Origin of the sequence: Rhizobium sp. 25PS6, from assembly GCF_032464655.1 — a bacterium.
Classification (GTDB): Bacteria; Pseudomonadota; Alphaproteobacteria; order Rhizobiales; family Rhizobiaceae; genus Rhizobium; species Rhizobium laguerreae.
Window position 1 is genome coordinate 15,989 of record NZ_JAWDIV010000032.1, and the last position, 15,914, is coordinate 31,902.

Consider the following 15,914-nt stretch of genomic DNA (forward strand, 5'->3'; position numbering starts at 1 on the left):
CCGAAGGACGGGTGCCGGCAGGTTGACGAGTGCTTTTTAGGCGGTGATTTCAGCGCTTTGACTCGAAGCTCATGCAGCACTCATCAGCAACGGCCATGGATCCTCGGGTCAAGCCCCAGGACGACGGAGAGTGGGGAGAGGCGACCGGTTAGAGGCGCGACGTCGGGCGTCGTTTCCCGTTTCCCTCAACCTTATAAAGTCAAGCGCGCGGCCTCGGCTCGGTTCGTTATCAACCCGGCGATCACGTCGATCGGGTCTCGATCGGGCGATACGTCTGCGAGCTCATCGGCGACCTTGCCGGTCAATGTCAGCACCTTGTCGCAAAGCTCGTTCACGCGGCGGCGCAACAGCGGAGTGCCGATGCCGGCTTCTGCCGCAAAGACCTTCCAGCCCTCGGCATCCATTTCGGCCAGTGTGGCGCGCTTGCCAATTCTCATCGCCAGCCTTGGCGACAGTTCCGGATAGATCACGGTGGAGAGGAGGTCATAGAGTTTTGCCAGCCGCGGGCCTTGGCTATCATACAGGATGGAGAAGTTCTTGCCGTGGGCATCGGCATTTCCGGCGATCAGGTTGAAGATGGCCGCGTCCAGCAGCTTCAGCACATCGACAGCCGGCCTTGCCGAGATCCGTCTTATGAGATCGAAGCAATCCTTGAAGGTCGGCCCGCCTTCACTCGCATATTTCGTTTCCGGCGGCACGCTGAGTGCCTGGCAGAAATCTTCCTGATGGATGCGATGAACCAGGCCGCCGGCGCCGCGCATTCGGTCATATCGTTCGACCAGCAGGAACGGGCGTCCCTGCACATATCTCGGTTCGACGGCTGCGACATCGAGCCCGATGGCGGCCGCAAGCCTCATCACGAAAGCTTCGTTCTCGGTCGTCGCCTTGAAGCGGGCTATCGGTGGCTTCAGAATATGGGTTGTGGCCTGACCGGGCAGGGGAAGCCCGATCCGGCCATCGACCAGAACAACCGGCAGTTTGGACTGCGCGCCGGCAAGCGACAGTCTGAGGCCCTCCTCGCCGGCCAGGAGAGGCCGCACGGGCAGCGCCTCCAACACGGCAACGATGCCTGCTTCGTCCAAGGGCACGGGCCGGCGATCGGCAATCGGCCTTGTCTCGGCCGGTGCCTCACCTTCGGCAAGCAGTTGCAGCGCACCGGCGACATCGCCGCCCAGGTGATCGAGAAGCGCAAAGTCATTGGCGGGAGACACGCCCAAGGCCCGTGCTGCGGCCAGGCGCTGGCTTTCCTCGGGCAGCAGGCCGCCGAAAAACGGTCGGCATTCCCGACGGGTAAATCGCTCCGGTCGTTTCGGCAGAGAGGCCGAGAGCGGCAGCGTTTTGTCATCGTCAAGCCAGTCTCGCGCATAGACAAAGCCGATATCGCCGTGTCTGTCCTGCGTGAATTGACCGACAATGCGGCCGTCCCACCAGACGTTGAGAAGCCTTGCTGTCATTGCCTGCGCTCGCCGGGTGCCAGAATGTCGAGGGAGCAGCCAAGCGTTTGCAGAACCTGCAGGACTTTGCCGATCTGCGCTGTGGGCTTGCCGGCTTCGAGGTCGACGATAAAACGAAGCCCGACACCGGCAACGCCGGCAAGCTCGTCCTGCCGCAGGTTTTGTTCCTTGCGGGTGCTTCGAACCAGGGCGCCGATATCGGCTGGACTCTGTACGTGTTTTGGCATGTGGTTTTCCCGATCGGGAAAATATAGCCAATGCGGAGCTTGTGTCCAGGGAAATTTACCGATCGGGATTATTTGGAGGAGTGGGGAGGGTTGAGGGTATGAAATTTCCCGCTCGGTAAAATATCTGGTGACTCGTTGGGCGTGCGTGGATCCTCGGGCTTGACCCACTGCTGTATCGTTCGTGGGGATGCTTGCCCCTCACCCTAACCCGGGGAGAGGGGGCTGGTCTCGCCGCTCTCCTGAGCCCGGATAAAAAACCCCCGCCCATCACCCCCGCCGCCGCTCCGCCCCCGCCGCGATCGTCTGCACCAGCTCGTCCACCTCGCGCGCCAGCCGCTCCAGCGGCAAGCCGACAAAGCGGCCTTCGAGGCTGATGCTGACGACGCCGTGGACGGCGCCGAAGAGGGTGCGGGCGCGGATGGCGCGGTCTTCGGGAGGCATGTCGGGCTGCAGTTCGGCCAGCGGTTCGGCGATCACATCCATCAGGAAAAGGTGCTCGTTAAGATGCCATTGCGGGGTCGGGCTGGTTTCCGGCGGGAAGTGGTCGAACAGCGCCTTCCAGAGGTTCCGGTGCTCGACGGCGAAGCTGAGATATCCCTGCGCCAGGTTGCGCAGCCGGTCGGTCGGCGGCTTGCCGCGGGTCTCGGGCAGGGTGAGCCTCGCCTCCAGCGCCTTCAGCGTGGCGGAGTTGACGTGGATGACGAGCTCGGCGAGGTCTGAAAAGACCGTGTAGAGGCCGCCGAGCGCGCAGCCGGCATCCTGGGTGATGTCGCGGGCTCTAAGGTTTGTCAGCCCGTCCCTGGTGATCCGCTCGCGCGCCGCCTCGATCAGCCGGGCCTTCAGGTCTTCGCGTTTTTCTTCTCGTCTGCCGGCCATTAACCATTCCACTTCGATTTTTTGAACGTCGTTCAAAATTTATCTTGAACGACGTTCATGATTCTGCCATAACACCACTCGTGAACAACGTTCATAAACCGGAGGAAGGAAATGTTCAAACTGATTTCCATTTTGTTGCGGGGCAGGGCGCATGATGCCGAACAGGCTTTCGCTGATCATCACGCCGTGCCGCTGCTTTCCCAGCAGATCCGCGATGCCGCTCAGTCGATCCAGTCGGCCCGCCGCAGTGTTGCGGTCGCCATCGCCCAGAACGAACAGGAGAAGGTGCAGCACGGGGCGATCGTCGCCCGCATCGCCGATCTCGAAATCCGCGCTTCCGCCGCCTTGGCGAAGGCCAATGAGGGGCTGGCCCGCGAGGCGGCCGAGGCGATCGCCTATCTCGAAGCCGAGCGCGATGCATCCGAGAAGGCGCAGAGCCAGTTCACCAGCGCGATCGACAAGCTGAAGGGCATCGTCCGCGCTTCCGAGGCAAGGCTGCAGGAGCTGCAGCGCGGCGAGCGGCTGGCGCGTGCCACGCAGGAAGCGCAGAAGCTCGATGTCGTCGTTGCCGGCCCTGGCTTTGCCACGCTCGACGAGGCCGAGGAGACCCTGGCGCGCCTTCGCCTGCGCCAGAGCCAGAATGAACTGACGGCCGCCGCCCTGAAGGACATGGAAGGCGCCATCCGCCCGGCCGGCATCATCGAAAAGCTTGCCAATGCCGGCTTCGGCGCGCCGCTGCGCTCATCCGCCGATGATGTGCTGGCGCGGCTGAAGAGCCGCATCACGCCTGCTGCCTGAAATTGCATCCATCCAACCATCCATCCATCGAACCTTAGGGACCACTGATATGAACGACAGTTTCCAGAAACATTCCGCGAGCTGGGTCAGCTTCTCCTACATCTCCTTCGGCTCGGCCGCCTTCATGCTGGCGCTTGGCCTCTACATGATGCCGCTCGATCTCTGGGGCAAAGGCTATCTCGCCATGGGCATTCTGATGCTGGTGCAGACCACGGTGAATATCACCAAGACGCTGCGCGACAATGCCGAATCCGAGAAGCTGATCCGCAAGGTCGAGGATGCCCGCACCGAGAAACTCCTGGTCAAGTTCAATCGTAACGATGAAGATTGATCTTGGTTAACCACAGCGCAGAGTTGTTACTGCATTCAACTTTTGCGTAACAACTCTGTGGCCTTCTCTGCCAGTCGAAAGAGGGACCCGCCGTGCAACACAATCTGATGACCTCCAGGAAATTCGCGCCGCTGTTCTGGACCCAGTTCCTGACGGCCTTCAACGACAATTTCCTCAAGAACACCCTGGTGTTCCTCATTCTCTTCAAGATGTCGGCGAGCGAAGGTGCCGCCCTGGTGACGCTTGCCGGCGTCATCCTCATCGTGCCCTTCCTGCTGCTCTCGGCGCTCGGCGGCGAACTCGCCGACAAGCATGACAAAGCAAAGATCGCCGAGCTGCTGAAACGCTGCGAGATCGCGGTCGCCGCCCTTGCCGTTATCGGTCTGGCCTTTTCCTCCATCTTCGTGCTGATGGCGGCGCTGTTCGGCTTCGGCATCGTCTCGGCTCTGTTCGGGCCGATCAAATACGGCATCCTGCCCGATCATCTCGAACGCCGCGACCTGCCGAAGGCCAATGCCTGGATCGAGGGCGGCACCTTCATCGCCATCCTCGCCGGCACGATCATCGCCGCATTCGCCTTCTCAGGCGGCGACAATGTGCTGATCTTCGGCACGATGATGATGGGGCTTTCGGTGATCTGCTGGCTGGCAGCCCGCATGATCCCGCCCACCGGTTCCAAGGCGCCGGATCTTCAGATCGATCGCAATGTCATCCGCTCCAGCTACACTCTGGTCATGGAAATCCGCCAAGACAAGCGCCTGTGGCGTTCGGCGCTGATGAACTGCTGGTTCTGGCTGGTCGGCGCCTTCGTTCTCTCCATCCTGCCGACCATGGTGACCGAGCTGCTCGGCGGCTCCGAGATCGTCGTGCCGGCCTATCTCACCGTCTTTGCCATCGCCGTCGCTGTGGGATCGGCGATTGCCGCCTGGATGTCGTCTGGCCGCATCGTGCTGCTGCCGGCCCCTGTCGGCACGGCGCTGCTCGGCCTCTTCAGCCTCGATCTCGCCTGGAACCTCTGGGGCCTGGCTTCGGTGAACCATGCAACGACGATCGCCACCTTCTTTGCCGGTGAGAATACCATCCGCGTCGCCATCGATCTCGCCGGCATGGCGATAGCAGGCGCCTTCATCGCCGTTCCCACCTTCGCCGCCCTGCAGACCTGGGCGCATGAGGATCGCCGCGCCCGCGTCATCGGCGCCGCCAATGTGCTCTCGGCGCTGTTCATCACCGTCGGTCTCGGCCTCGTTGCCGCCGTCCAGGCGATGGGCGCTTCCATTCCTCAGATCCTGATCGGCCTCGGCATCATCAATTTCGCTGTCGCCTGGCTGATGCTGAAGACGCTGCCGACCAATCCCTTCCGCGATTTCATCTCGATCCTCTTCCGCGCCTTCATGCGCCTCGAGGTCGAGGGTCTCGAAAATATCAAGAAGGCCGGCCGCGCGCCGATCATTGCGCTCAACCATGTCAGCCTGCTCGATGGCGCCTTGGCGCTTGCCATCACCGAGGAAGAGCCGACCTTTGCCGTCGATTACAAGATCGCCCAGGCCTGGTGGGTGCGTCCCTTCCTGAAAATGTGCAAATTCCTGCCGCTCGACCCGACAAAGCCGATGGCGACGCGTTCGCTGATCAAGGTGGTGCAGGACGGCAACCCGATTGGCATCTTCCCCGAGGGCCGGCTGACGGTGACCGGCACGCTGATGAAGGTCTATGATGGCGCCGCCATGGTCGCCGACAAAACAGGCTCGATGGTCGTGCCGGTGAAGATCGACGGGCTGGAGAAGAGCTATCTCTCCTATCTCGACAACGGCAAGATCCGCCGCCGGCTGTTCCCCAAGGTCAAGGTCACCATTCTCGAGCCGGTGAAGCTGGACGTGCCGCCGGAGCTGAAAGGCCGCAAACGCCGCACGGCGGCCGGTGCTGCCCTTTATCAGGTGATGTCGAACCTGCTGTTCCAGACCGCCGATACCTCGTCGACCGTGCTCGACCGCGTCATTCAGGCCGGCCATGAATTCGGCATGAAGAAACTTGCCGTCGAAGATCCGGTCACCGGAAGGCTGACCTATGGCAAGCTGCTCACCGGCGCTGCCGTGCTCGGCGCAAAATTCCGCGCCCGCTTCCCGGAAACCAACCTCGGCGTCATGCTGCCGAATGCCAATGGCGCCGCCGCCACCCTTCTCGGCGTGATGAGCGCGGGCAAGGTGCCGGCGATGCTGAACTTCACGGCGGGTGCGGCCAATATTCTCTCGGCCTGCAAGGCGGCTGAGGTCAAGCATGTGCTGACCTCGCGCGCCTTCGTCACCCAGGCGAAACTCGGGCCCGTGATCGTCGAGATGGAAAAGCAGGTGACGATCGTCTGGCTCGATGATCTCCGGGCCGAAATCTCCCTCAAGGACAAGATTTTCGGGTTTCTCAGGAAGGCGCGGCCGTTGGTGAAACGGCAGCCGGATGATCCGGCGGTCATCCTCTTCACCTCGGGCTCCGAGGGCACGCCGAAGGGCGTGGTGCTGACCCACCGCAACATCCTGTCGAATGCCGCCCAGGCGGCTGCCCGCATCGATTTCCACAGCGGCGACAAGGTGTTCAACATCCTGCCGGTGTTCCATTCCTTCGGGCTGACGGCCGGCACGGTGCTGCCGCTGATTTCGGGCGTGCCGGTCTATTTCTATCCGTCGCCGCTGCATTACCGCATCGTGCCGGAGCTGATCTATGCCTCCAACGCCACGATCATCTTCGGCACCGATACCTTCCTCAACGGCTATTCCAGGACGGCGCATCCTTATGACTTCCGCTCGATCCGCTACATCTTCTCCGGCGCCGAACCGGTGAAGGCCGCAACCCGCCAGACCTATATGGAAAAGTTCGGCCTGCGCATCCTGGAAGGTTATGGCGTCACCGAGACAGCACCCGTCATCTCCATCAACACGCCGATGTACAACAAGTCGGGCACGGTCGGCAAAATCCTGCCGGGCATGGAATGGAAGCTCGAACCGGTGCCGGGCATCGATGAGGGCGGAAGGCTGCATGTGCGCGGCGCTAATGTCATGGCCGGTTACCTGCGCGCCGAAAAGCCCGGCGTGCTCGAGCCGCTTCTCGACGGCTGGCACGACACCGGCGACATCGTCACCATCGACGAGGACGGCTTCGTCAAGATCCGCGGCCGCGCCAAGCGCTTCGCCAAGATCGCCGGCGAAATGATCTCGCTCGCCGCCGTCGAGACGCTGGCCGCCGAACTCTGGCCGGGCGCGCTGTCGGTCGTCTCCTCGCTGCCCGATGCCAAGAAGGGCGAGCGGCTGGTGCTGCTGACCGACGCCCCCACCGCCACCCGCGCCGAATTCCTCGCCTTCGCCAAATCCAGGGGCGCCATGGACATGATGGTGCCGGCCGAGGTCAATATCGGCAAGGTGCCGGTGCTCGGCTCCGGCAAGGTGGATTTCGTCGCGGCGCGCAGGCTGGCGGAAAGTGCGGCGCTGGCGGGGGAGGCGGCGTAGAGCGTGGCTTGGCAGGCGTCAGGCGCAAACCGGAGAATTGTTGCAGGCGCGTTGCAAGACCCCTCCCCAACCCCTCCCCACAAGGGGGAGGGGCTTAACATGCGGCTCTCGTCGTGCGCCCTATTGAACGTTGACTGTGCGGCTGGTCTATTTGTTTGTGAGGCGGGTGCCACAGCTTAGCCCCTCCCCCTTGTGGGGAGGGGTTGGGGAGGGGCCTTGAGACAGACGGGCGCCGGTGATAGTTCCAAGAGGAAACCGACATGGCCGAAATCGATATCTTCGACGGGCACAATGACGCGGAGATTATCGGCCGTGCTCAGCGGCTCGATACACGCACTGCGCCGGCCGCTCGGAGGCTGCGCTGGACGGCGGCGACCTGGCTGGATGCGATATCCACCGAGACCTCGATCTCGCCTTCGAGCGGCGCATCGCGACGGGCGCCATCGTCATGAGAGGCATCCCCGCCCGATGGCGCCGAACCCGCACTGTTGCGGTCGCTTGCCGACTGGATAAAGATGTCGGGCCTCGAAACCCGATGCTGCTGAACCAGATGTTCGACCGCGAGATCAGCGGCTTCGCGTGTTTCGAATGTGGCTCGAATGGTGGTCGTGCTGTCGTCCGCCATTGATTGCCTCCTGAATTTGATTTCCACAGGATGAGAACGCCTTGGGCGGCTGGTAGTTCGACGGCAGGTCCGGGCCCCCATTGGAATTGTTGATATCGCCTCCCAAGACTGCTATGTTCTGTTTTTGTTTCGGCGCGCAATTTCAGAGGCCGATCCCGTCGCGATCGCTGAAACCGCCATGAACGAGATAAGCTCACCCCCCGTCCGGAAGATCGTCCATGTCGACATGGATGCTTTTTATGCGTCGGTCGAGCAGCGCGACAATTCGGACTTGCGCGGCAAACCGATTGCCGTCGGCGGGTCGGCTGCCCGTGGTGTGGTGGCGGCGGCGAGTTATGAGGCCCGTAAATTCGGTGTTTACTCGGCAATGCCGTCTGTGACTGCCAAGCGCAAATGTCCTGACCTGATCTTCGTGCCGCCGCGCTTTGCCGTCTACAAGGCGGTGTCGCAGCAGATCCGTGAGATCTTTGCCGAATACACGCCGCTGATCGAGCCGCTGTCGCTCGACGAGGCCTATCTCGATGTGACGCAAAATCTGAAAGGCATGACGGTCGCCACCGAACTCGCGCTGGAGATCCGCGCCAAGATCAAGCAAGTCACCGGCCTCAACGCGTCGGCCGGGATTTCCTACAACAAGTTCCTTGCCAAGATGGCGAGCGACCTCAACAAGCCGAACGGCCAGGCTGTCATCACGCCGAAGAACGGGCCGGCCTTCGTCGAGCAGCTTCCCGTCCGGAAATTCCATGGTGTCGGACCGGCGACCACCGAGAAGATGCACCAACTCGGGATCGAAACAGGCGCCGATCTCAAGGAGAAGACACTCGAGTTCCTCATCGAGCATTTCGGCAAGTCGGGACCCTATTTTTACGGCATCGCCCGCGGCATCGACGAGCGCCAGGTCAAGCCCGACCGGGTGCGCAAATCCGTCGGCGCCGAAGATACCTTCTCACAGGACCTCCACGCCTTCGAGCCTGCTCGCGAAGGGCTCCAGCCGCTGATCGAAAAGGTGTGGGCTTACTGCGAGGCCAACGGGATCGCCGCCAAGACGGTGACGCTCAAGGTGAAATATGCCGACTTCAGCCAGATCACGCGCAGCAAGACGCTTCCGGCACCCCTGCCAGCAATCGCGGACCTCGAGGAGATGGTCAACCTGCTGCTCGCGCCGATCTTTCCGCCGCGAAAGGGCATACGGCTGCTCGGCGTCACCCTCTCCTCGCTGGAAGAACGAGTACCGGCCGCGGCGCCGCAGCTGCGGCTGGCTTTTTAGACCGCCGGCATCAGCTGCCACAGGCGACGACCGTCCGTCGCCGCATTGGTTTTCATCCACCCGTCCGCGATTTCGAGCTGGGCCGGAACCTCGTCAGATCTCCGAAGTTTGCGGAACGAGGAGAATTCGACATGCATCTGATACAGTTGTTTATTCCGGCAGCGCCGCACGCGGCGATCGACATCGAAGACATTATCGCGATGATTCAGCGCGAGATGACCGAGCGCCATGGCGGGGCGACTTCATACCTCAATTCCCCGGCGAAGGGGTTTTGGTCGAGTGGCGAGGGCACTGAAGAAGATACGGTCATCGTCATCGAAGTGATGGTGAACAGTCTCGATCGGGGCTGGTGGCGCCAATACCGGCGCAAACTCGAACAGCTGCTCGGGCAGGAAGAATTGCTTGTGCGGGCACTTCCAGTCGAAACGCTCTGATCGTCTGGAAGCCTCCATGGACACGCAGTTCCGCAATGTCGAAATCTATCGCAGACGCGGCGAGTTCGCAGGCTGGCCGGCAAATTATGGTCTCTGGTCGTGGGGTGACGAAATGGTCGTCGTCTTCGCGCGCGGCAAACTCGGAGCGAAGGGGGAGTTGCACGAATTGGACCGCGATTTCCCCTTCGTACCCTGGCAGGCACGCAGCCTGGACGGCGGACTGACCTGGATGGACGAGCCGTTCTGCGGCCGCGTGCCGGGTGGGCTCTCGCTTTCGGCCGACGAGCACTTGAACGCCGACCTCAAGGTCCGTCCCCGTCTGTCGGTCCGTGAAGACCTCTGCTCGATTGACGATCCCATAGACTTCCTCGACCCCGAGACGATCGTCATGTGCGCCAGAACCGATGTAGAGGGCGATGCTGTCAGCTGGTTCTATGTCAGCCGGGATCGGTGCCTGACATGGCAGGGTCCATTTCGTTTCGCCGGTTTGCATCTTCCGCTCTCGGCGCGCACCGATATCGTTCCTCTCGGCAGGGACGATGCGCTCTTCATGCTCAGCACGTCCAAAGAGGACGGCGCGGAAGGAAGAGTGTTCTGCGCGCGCACCGTGGATGGCGGGCGCAGCTTCGTCTTTCAAGGCTTTGTCGGTCCGGAACCCGAGGGCTATTCGATCATGCCGGCATCGACGGCACTATCCGGTGGCGCCATCCTGACGCTGACGCGCTGCATGGGCCGAGGCTTTGGCAAGGGTTGGATAGAGGCCTTCACCTCCCGTGACCAAGGGAGGACCTGGACGCCGGAAGGCTGCATCGTCGACGACACGGGCAGCAATGGCAACCCGCCGGCGCTCGGGCGGATCGAAGGCATGCTGATGCTTGTCTACGGCCACCGTGATCAGCCATTTGGTATCAGGATGCGCATGAGTTTCGATGACGGCCGGACATGGGGCGCCGAGAAGATCATCCGCAGCGACGGCGGCACGGCTGATCTCGGCTATCCGAGACTCGTAAACCGCAGCGATGGATCCCTGCTCGCCGTCTACTACTTCAACGATGGCGATCGGGAGGAGCGTTACATAGCGGCGTCGATTGTCACGCCTGCCAAAGATCAGGAGCCGGAAACGCTCTAGACGGCGCTGCTTCGCGCGGTCGCAGTTCTGAGCCATAGCGAAGGCGAACGTACCACGGCGCGTCCGGGAACAAAGCGGGCTATCCATGGTTCGGGGCTGCGGCAATTTGCCGGCACGAATTGGGAGGTTCGAAATGCAGAACGATATCACAGATCCGGCGGGGCGGAGTGCGTCCGCGCAGACCCCGTCCTCATCCCCAGGTTCCGGCTCCTCGCCGGGAACGCGCACGTCCATTTCCGATCTGGAAGCGAAGGTGAGCGAGGATGTTTCCGCCGTCAAGGAAACGATCAGGGAAGGCGCCGACACCGCAGTCGAGAAAGCCAAGGAAGTCATGTCCGAACGCACCAGCTTCGCCGCCCGCCAGGTCGGTGGCGTTGCAATGGCGCTCGAGAAGGCCGGCGCCGAAATGGAAAGCTCCGGTCAGGCAGAAGTAGGACGATACGCCAGGCAAATCGGGCGGAGCGTGCAGACTGTCGCTCGGCGGATGGAAGGCAAAGACATCGGCGAAATCGCCACCATGACCGAGGATTTCGGGCGCAAACAACCGCTCGCCTTTCTCGGCATCGCCGCACTCGCAGGCCTGGCCGCAAGCCGCTTCCTGACAGCGTCGGCGAAAAGGCAAACAACTGCCACGTCGCGCGGAGCATCAACCGGTCGCTCCGGCCCAGCAACGACTGGAGGCGAGTACAATGGCTAAATCTTCAGAGAACACACCCCTTTCCGAACTCGTCAGCGGCCTCGTTGGTGATGTCACCGGCCTGCTTCGCAAGGAAATCGATCTTGCCAAGACGGAGGCTTCGGAAAAACTTTCGCAGGCGCTCAGCGGCGTGGAGATTCTCCTCTTCGGACTGGTCCTGGCAATCGGGGCGGTCGGCGTCCTGCTGAGTGCCCTTGTCGGCGGTCTCGCGGCCTTTCTCGTGACACAGGGTTTTGCCGAAACCACTGCCACTGCGCTCGCCTCTCTGATCGTCGGCATCATCATCGCCGGCATCGCGTGGGCAATGGTCTCCCGGGGCCTCTCCGCGCTTCGCGGCAACAACCTGACACTGGATCGAACTGCAACCTCGCTTCGCCGCGACGTTGATGTTGTGAAGGACAAAATCTGATGGAAAATCCAATGGAGAAAACATCGGCCGAGCTTCAGCGGGAGATCGACCAGGACCGCCGCCGGATCGGAGACCGGATTGACGCTATCCAGGAACGGATGTCGCCAGGCCAGCTGGTCGATGAGGTGATTGCCTACGCCAAGGGAAGCGGCGGCGGAGAATATGTCAGCAATCTTGGCCACGCCCTCAAGGCGAACCCTCTGCCGGTCGCGCTGATGGGCGTGAGCCTGGCCTGGCTCATGGCAAAAGGCAGCCCGTCATCAGGCGACACGGCGACCTGGAGGGAGGATCCTGAATACCCGCTTTATCCGGCGACTGGCCAAGTCCGCAGGATTGGTCCGCCGGCCATGGAAAACGGAGCGCGTTACAGCCATTTTGCCGACGAATCCGGCAGAAGGTTGAAAGCCTTGACCGACGAAACAGGGGGGCGTGCCGGCCATTTCATGGACGAGGCAGGCAAGACCTATCGCGGCTTCGCCGACGCTAGCGGAAAACAGATCAGTCAGATCACCGATGAGACCGGTGCAATGCTCGACGCGGCAACCGGCTGGGCGGCGGAGAAATGGGAGCAGGCGAAAAACGCCGCGAGCGACTTGACCGCCCGTGCGTCCGGCGCGGCGAGCTCGCTTTCGAGCCGATCCTCTTCGGCGGCGACCAGTCTTCAGGAGCAAACGAGCAAGCTCAACGAGGCGATCCTCATCCATTTCCGCGACCAGCCGCTGGTTGGCGGAGCCCTGGCTTTCGCGGTCGGAGCGGCAATCGGCGCGGCGCTGCCGCACACCGACACCGAGGATGAATGGATCGGGGAAGCCGCAGATAGCGCGAAAGACACCCTCAGCGATCAGGCGCAGGACGTCGTCGCGCAGGGTAAAGAGGTAGCGTCGGAGGTCTATCAAAAGGCCGTGGATGCTGCATCCGATGCTCATGATGCCGTCAAGGAACGCGTGGTGGATGAAGCCGAAACTTTCATAAACCGCAAGGACAGCTTAGGCGGAACCGATCGAAGGATCTAAAGCGGTCGGTTCCAGGCAAGGCTCCGGGCCAAAGAGGCTTTCCACGCTGCGTCATGCTCGGCCTTGTGCCATGGCTGTCCGGTTCGCCCCGATGGCTGCCTTACCGGGGTCGAGCCACTCGTCTCGACCCCGGTTCGTGGCGGCAGGCGGATGAGGGGCAGGTGTCACCGGATGAGGGGCAGCTCTCGCTGTCCTTCGTCCCCACGCGGAGGAAGACTTTTGTAAAAGTGCCATCCTCAATCTCCGTCATTCCTGTGCTCGTCACAGGAATCCAGCCACCGCGCGTCGGCGCGGTGAATGACCCTCATAGGGTAAGCAGTTTTCCCGCGCCCAAGGACTTGGGCGCACTGGATTCCTGTGACGAGCACAGGAATGACGGAGGAGAGGTAGGGCGAGACGCAAGAGGCAGCCCTCACCACCTGGCGAAGTCCCTTGGCTCAACCCAGGTCGGTGGCGGCGCCGGATGAGGGCCGCCCCCGGCGCAAACCGGACAGCAGCGGCCGATATCTTCCGACAAGCCGTCCGTTACTTCTGTTCGGGCGCCAGGAACTCTGCGCAATAGGACGGGCCGTTGACGCCGGGGATGTCGGCGACGGTGCGGATGTCACGGATCGTGTAATCGGAGTTGGTGGTGATTTCGGCCTGGCAGCGCAGATAGGCGGTGCGGGCCGACGCGATCTGCTTGCCGCGCTTGCCATCGGCGCCTTCGGCATATTTCGCCGGGATGCGCACGGTCTTGTAGCCGCCGCGCCAGGTATAAACGGTGCTCGAGCCTTGCTCGCTGTCGCTGATCGGCGGCCCGTAGGCGGCAAAGAAGACGCCGGCCGATTTGCCCACCCAGCGGGCCTCGATCGGATTGCCGGCGGAAGGTATGGTGGTGCATCCGGCAAGCGCAATGGCAAGCCCGGCCGCGGTCATGATGCGGAAATTCATCGTGTCGTCCCTGATCTCTAGCGCATGGCTGGCAAGCCGCCCTCGTGAGCGGTTTCGCCTGTCCTGTCGTGCCCTTTAGCGCGGAACCCTGCAAAAGAAAATTGCTCCTGAGAGACTTCCGTTCGATTTGCGAGAGGTGTGGCTTTTTGCTGCAGCCGCTCATCTGTAAACCCGTCACAACCCCGTCAAAATTTCCGCCGGCTTTTTGGAATTTGGTGCTTGTGCAACCAGATAGGCTGTTCTATAGAAGCGCCGCTGGTCACGGAGTGTAGCGCAGTCTGGTAGCGCACCACGTTCGGGACGTGGGGGTCGAGTGTTCGAATCACTCCACTCCGACCAGCTAGAACCCTTGCACCATAAGGGTTTTCACTCCCGAGCCGACTTCCCCGCGAAAGCTATTTTCATATCAACGGACCGATTGCGGACCGTTTGAAGCAGCGGACCGATTAAAAAAGTGTTCGCTGCCTGCTGTTGGAAGTCCGGACTCGCATGCGCATACCCGTGACCGATTCCGCATTTGCTTCCGCGGAACTCCATTCGAAAAAAAGCCCCGCCTCTCGGCGGGGCCAGTCTATGGATCGCACAGGAGGAACGCCCGTGCTTTCCTGCCGATATAACAAAAAGCGGACCGGCTAGGTTCCGTCATTCCACGCCGACGATCAAAGAGGAGCCCCGCCGAAACGCAGCAATTGGAAAGGACGGATCGCACAGAAGAAGCTTGGGAAGCGGACGGCCCAGTATGGGGCCACCTCGCAAGGTTTTCTCTAAGACGCTAAGCTGTTATTGTACGAAACCGAACAAAAGCTACAACTCCACGTCACAATTTGTATTAGGCAGTCGGCCGCTCAGCGATCACTTGCTAACCCCAAGCATTATGTCTCCTATGCGTTGGGCGGCCACCTGCATGCTTCCCGGGACTGCCCTTCTACCGCTGGTAATACCAAAAGGACGCCCTGATCGTCCTTTGAGCAATGTGGCAACAGCGCATCGTCACGACTAAGCTGTACGAGTTCGCGTTTTGGAGCAGCGGCATGGAGCTGGTCGAGTACTGCCTGCACAAGCTTGGAGACTTTTTTTACAACACTTACTATTTGAATGGTCGGGCAATGGCGCTCAGTTTCGCCATTTCCATTGGCCTGGTTCTGACGGTTTTCGCGGTGGAACTCACCTATGTGGGGTTCGGCAATTCCGGGTTCCGTCGGGTTTTCTTCGAACGCAGCAAATCCACAATCACCGACATCGTCTATTTCGTCCTTCAGGCGACGGGAATGATTACGCTATTCGCGGCGCTCGCATCATTTGGTCTGTCCTATGCCATCACCAAAGCTACTCAGAATGCCCCCCACCTGGACCTTGCCGGGAGGCTGCCAGGCTGGGCACATGTTCTCTTGTTCCTAGTGCTGTCAGACTTCTTGAGCTACTGGCAGCATCGGTTGATGCACCGGCTGCCCGTACTATGGCGGCTGCACGAATTTCACCACGCAGCCGAAGAGTTCAACGCGCTGACTTCGTCGCGGGAGCATCCGCTGGAGAAGGCCATAAACATGGCCATCATGGTCGTTCCGGCGCTGCTTGTCGGCCTACCAACGGCCGAATTCGCCGTCGTGACCATCACCTTTGGCGCTATTGGTCTGGTCAAGCATAGTGCCATTCCCTGGCATGGCTGGTTTGGCAAATACGTGATCCAGTCACCACGCGACCACTTCATCCATCACTCCCGAGTGCGGGAACATCATGACAAGAATTTCGCCAATTATTTCCCGATCTGGGATCATTTGTTCGGCACCTATTACGAAGGCGATGCACACGGTGCAAAGCTCGGTCTGGACCGCGACTACTTCAACCAAACCGATCCGTTCCGCGAAACCATCGCCACAGAAATCCGTTTCTTCCAGCGCGCGGGGCAAGCTGCCAAGGCAACGTGCGGCATAAGCCCCATAAGCGGAAAACCTGCCTCGCCCCAGGGGCTGTCGGGCCCGGAAGAGCGCCGGTAGCGCAAAGCTCGCATCGCTCTGTTGTGATAAGCGGCTCCATGTGGCGCAGAACGTGCTTGTGAGATCATCGCCAAACCCTGCAGCGTCCCTGATCGTCCTCGCGCGTTTGCCGCTATGGATCAAAAAGAAGCCCCGCCGAAACGGGGCAATTTGGGAACGGACGGATCGCACAGGAAGGAAGGGTTGACGTACAGCCCCGTCACAAGAGGGGCACCTGTGCGATCCTTGTGATCTAACCC

15 protein-coding genes and 1 tRNA gene are annotated in these 15,914 nt (G+C 61.4%); 11 read left to right on the forward strand and 5 right to left on the reverse strand.

Annotation, left to right across the window (positions count from 1 at the left end):
* Positions 1-191: 191 nt before the first annotated feature.
* The 3 genes from RWK44_RS32600 to RWK44_RS32610 form a co-directional block, all read right to left on the reverse strand.
* Positions 192-1,454, reverse strand: a complete 1,263-nt coding sequence (locus RWK44_RS32600) for a type II toxin-antitoxin system HipA family toxin (RefSeq protein ID WP_316029977.1) — start codon at positions 1,452-1,454, stop codon at positions 192-194.
* A complete protein-coding gene (locus RWK44_RS32605; protein WP_038613852.1) occupies positions 1,451-1,681 on the reverse strand; it encodes a helix-turn-helix transcriptional regulator in 231 nt (76 codons plus the stop codon). The genes RWK44_RS32600 and RWK44_RS32605 overlap by 4 nt, the downstream gene beginning before the upstream one ends.
* Before the next feature lie 267 nt (positions 1,682-1,948).
* Positions 1,949-2,557 carry a TetR/AcrR family transcriptional regulator gene (locus tag RWK44_RS32610; protein WP_316029978.1) on the reverse strand — a complete coding sequence of 203 codons (609 nt, stop codon included), beginning with the start codon at positions 2,555-2,557 and terminating at the stop codon, positions 1,949-1,951.
* A gap of 111 nt (positions 2,558-2,668) precedes the next feature.
* On the opposite strand from RWK44_RS32610, the gene RWK44_RS32615 reads away from it, so the two are divergent.
* The 3 genes from RWK44_RS32615 (at position 2,669) to RWK44_RS32625 (ending at position 7,174) form a co-directional block, all read left to right on the forward strand.
* Positions 2,669-3,355 (forward strand): PspA/IM30 family protein, encoded by a 687-nt coding sequence (locus RWK44_RS32615; protein WP_316029979.1) that lies wholly within the window; start codon positions 2,669-2,671, stop codon positions 3,353-3,355.
* Positions 3,356-3,404: 49 nt separating this feature from the next.
* Positions 3,405-3,686 carry a YiaA/YiaB family inner membrane protein gene (locus RWK44_RS32620; protein ID WP_003546080.1) on the forward strand — a complete coding sequence of 94 codons (282 nt, stop codon included), beginning with the start codon at positions 3,405-3,407 and terminating at the stop codon, positions 3,684-3,686.
* A gap of 92 nt (positions 3,687-3,778) precedes the next feature.
* Positions 3,779-7,174: an acyl-[ACP]--phospholipid O-acyltransferase gene (locus tag RWK44_RS32625; RefSeq protein WP_316029980.1), complete on the forward strand. Its 3,396-nt coding sequence runs from the start codon at positions 3,779-3,781 to the stop codon at positions 7,172-7,174.
* Between the two features lie 316 nt (positions 7,175-7,490).
* Here the strand turns inward: RWK44_RS32625 and RWK44_RS32630 are convergent, their stop codons facing one another.
* Complete coding sequence (locus tag RWK44_RS32630) at positions 7,491-7,799, reverse strand: hypothetical protein (protein WP_168258000.1); 309 nt, start codon at positions 7,797-7,799, stop codon at positions 7,491-7,493.
* Between the two features lie 178 nt (positions 7,800-7,977).
* Here RWK44_RS32630 and dinB point away from each other — a divergent pair, with 178 nt between their 5' ends.
* The 6 genes from dinB to RWK44_RS32660 all read left to right on the forward strand — a co-directional run bounded on the left by dinB (position 7,978) and on the right by RWK44_RS32660 (position 12,748).
* On the forward strand, positions 7,978-9,066 hold the full coding sequence (dinB, locus tag RWK44_RS32635) for a DNA polymerase IV (RefSeq protein WP_316029981.1): 1,089 nt from the start codon (positions 7,978-7,980) through the stop codon (positions 9,064-9,066).
* A 131-nt stretch (positions 9,067-9,197) separates the two neighbouring features.
* The gene (locus tag RWK44_RS32640; protein ID WP_131643064.1) at positions 9,198-9,500 is read left to right on the forward strand and encodes a hypothetical protein; all 303 of its coding nucleotides are present in this window, start codon (positions 9,198-9,200) and stop codon (positions 9,498-9,500) included.
* Between the two features lie 16 nt (positions 9,501-9,516).
* A complete protein-coding gene (locus RWK44_RS32645) occupies positions 9,517-10,629 on the forward strand; it encodes a sialidase family protein (RefSeq protein ID WP_168285242.1) in 1,113 nt (370 codons plus the stop codon).
* A gap of 133 nt (positions 10,630-10,762) precedes the next feature.
* On the forward strand, positions 10,763-11,326 hold the full coding sequence (locus tag RWK44_RS32650; protein ID WP_316029982.1) for a nutrient deprivation-induced protein: 564 nt from the start codon (positions 10,763-10,765) through the stop codon (positions 11,324-11,326).
* Positions 11,319-11,735 (forward strand): phage holin family protein, encoded by a 417-nt coding sequence (locus tag RWK44_RS32655; protein WP_025393550.1) that lies wholly within the window; start codon positions 11,319-11,321, stop codon positions 11,733-11,735. The genes RWK44_RS32650 and RWK44_RS32655 overlap by 8 nt, the downstream gene beginning before the upstream one ends.
* Positions 11,735-12,748 (forward strand): DUF3618 domain-containing protein, encoded by a 1,014-nt coding sequence (locus RWK44_RS32660; RefSeq protein WP_131643067.1) that lies wholly within the window; start codon positions 11,735-11,737, stop codon positions 12,746-12,748. Before RWK44_RS32655 ends, RWK44_RS32660 begins: the two co-directional genes overlap by 1 nt.
* Positions 12,749-13,273: 525 nt before the next feature.
* Here RWK44_RS32660 and RWK44_RS32665 read toward each other — a convergent pair.
* Positions 13,274-13,681, reverse strand: a complete 408-nt coding sequence (locus tag RWK44_RS32665; RefSeq protein WP_168260269.1) for a hypothetical protein — start codon at positions 13,679-13,681, stop codon at positions 13,274-13,276.
* Between the two features lie 262 nt (positions 13,682-13,943).
* Here RWK44_RS32665 and RWK44_RS32670 point away from each other — a divergent pair.
* Positions 13,944-14,020, forward strand: a tRNA-Pro gene (locus RWK44_RS32670).
* A gap of 692 nt (positions 14,021-14,712) precedes the next feature.
* A complete protein-coding gene (locus RWK44_RS32675; protein ID WP_316029983.1) occupies positions 14,713-15,675 on the forward strand; it encodes a sterol desaturase family protein in 963 nt (320 codons plus the stop codon).
* The last annotated feature ends 239 nt before the right edge of the window (positions 15,676-15,914 follow it).

What these genes read in the sequence shown, in the direction of transcription:
- RWK44_RS32600 (WP_316029977.1), bottom strand. Translation starts at nt 1,454, where the DNA reads ATGACAGCAAGGCTTCTCAACGTCTGGTGGGACGGCCGCATTGTCGGT.
- RWK44_RS32605 (WP_038613852.1), bottom strand. Translation starts at nt 1,681, where the DNA reads ATGCCAAAACACGTACAGAGTCCAGCCGATATCGGCGCCCTGGTTCGA.
- RWK44_RS32610 (WP_316029978.1), bottom strand. Translation starts at nt 2,557, where the DNA reads ATGGCCGGCAGACGAGAAGAAAAACGCGAAGACCTGAAGGCCCGGCTG.
- RWK44_RS32615 (WP_316029979.1), top strand. Translation starts at nt 2,669, where the DNA reads ATGTTCAAACTGATTTCCATTTTGTTGCGGGGCAGGGCGCATGATGCC.
- RWK44_RS32620 (WP_003546080.1), top strand. Translation starts at nt 3,405, where the DNA reads ATGAACGACAGTTTCCAGAAACATTCCGCGAGCTGGGTCAGCTTCTCC.
- RWK44_RS32630 (WP_168258000.1), bottom strand. Translation starts at nt 7,799, where the DNA reads ATGGCGGACGACAGCACGACCACCATTCGAGCCACATTCGAAACACGC.
- dinB (WP_316029981.1), top strand. Translation starts at nt 7,978, where the DNA reads ATGAACGAGATAAGCTCACCCCCCGTCCGGAAGATCGTCCATGTCGAC.
- RWK44_RS32640 (WP_131643064.1), top strand. Translation starts at nt 9,198, where the DNA reads ATGCATCTGATACAGTTGTTTATTCCGGCAGCGCCGCACGCGGCGATC.
- RWK44_RS32645 (WP_168285242.1), top strand. Translation starts at nt 9,517, where the DNA reads ATGGACACGCAGTTCCGCAATGTCGAAATCTATCGCAGACGCGGCGAG.
- RWK44_RS32650 (WP_316029982.1), top strand. Translation starts at nt 10,763, where the DNA reads ATGCAGAACGATATCACAGATCCGGCGGGGCGGAGTGCGTCCGCGCAG.
- RWK44_RS32655 (WP_025393550.1), top strand. Translation starts at nt 11,319, where the DNA reads ATGGCTAAATCTTCAGAGAACACACCCCTTTCCGAACTCGTCAGCGGC.
- RWK44_RS32660 (WP_131643067.1), top strand. Translation starts at nt 11,735, where the DNA reads ATGGAAAATCCAATGGAGAAAACATCGGCCGAGCTTCAGCGGGAGATC.
- RWK44_RS32665 (WP_168260269.1), bottom strand. Translation starts at nt 13,681, where the DNA reads ATGAATTTCCGCATCATGACCGCGGCCGGGCTTGCCATTGCGCTTGCC.
- RWK44_RS32675 (WP_316029983.1), top strand. Translation starts at nt 14,713, where the DNA reads ATGGAGCTGGTCGAGTACTGCCTGCACAAGCTTGGAGACTTTTTTTAC.